Genomic DNA, 708 nt, shown 5'->3' with positions numbered 1-708 from the left:
TCGTATCAATTCCACGAGAATTTTCCGGCGCGCTACATCGCCGACCTCACCGACCGGGCGAAGCTGACGCGCAAGCTCAAGGTGGTGGCCGCCTGCGGCAACGGCACCGCCGGCGCGTTTGCGCCGCAGGTGCTGGAGAAGATCGGCTGCGAGGTGATCCCGCTCGACACCGAGCTCGACCATACCTTTCCGAAATACAATCCGAACCCGGAAGACATGGAGATGCTGCACGCAATCCGCGATGCGGTCTTGCAGCACAAGGCCGATGTCGGTCTCGGCTTCGATGGCGACGGCGACCGCTGCGGCGTGGTCGACAACACCGGCGAGGAGATCTTCGCCGACAAGGTCGGCGTGATGCTGGCGCGCGACATGTCGGCGATCCACAAGGATGCGCAATTCGTGGTCGACGTGAAGTCGACCGGCCTGTTCATGACCGATCCGATCCTGCAAAAGCAGGGCGCGAAAACCGCATACTGGAAGACCGGCCACTCCTACATGAAGCGCCGCACCAACGAGCTCGGCGCGCTCGCCGGCTTCGAGAAGTCCGGCCACTTCTTCTTCAACAAGCCGTTCGGCCGCGGCTATGACGACGGCCTGGTTTCGGCGATCGCGATCTGCGAGATGCTCGACCGCGCGCCCGGCAAGTCGATGGCCGACCTGAAGAACGCGCTGCCCAAGACCTGGTCGTCGCCGACCATGTCGCCGCAC

1 protein-coding gene is annotated in these 708 nt (G+C 63.8%); it reads left to right on the top strand.

Going from position 1 to position 708, the window contains the following annotated elements; translation table 11 throughout:
* On the top strand, positions 1-708 hold a 708-nt coding region (locus CWO89_RS44910), incomplete at both ends, for a phosphohexomutase domain-containing protein (protein WP_502702960.1).

It is taken from the genome of Bradyrhizobium sp. Leo170 (assembly GCF_004296405.1).
In the GTDB taxonomy this organism is placed as follows: domain Bacteria; phylum Pseudomonadota; class Alphaproteobacteria; order Rhizobiales; family Xanthobacteraceae; genus Bradyrhizobium.
The sequence above is the reverse complement of the archived record's forward strand: the minus strand, read 5'-3'. Positions and strand labels throughout refer to the sequence as shown.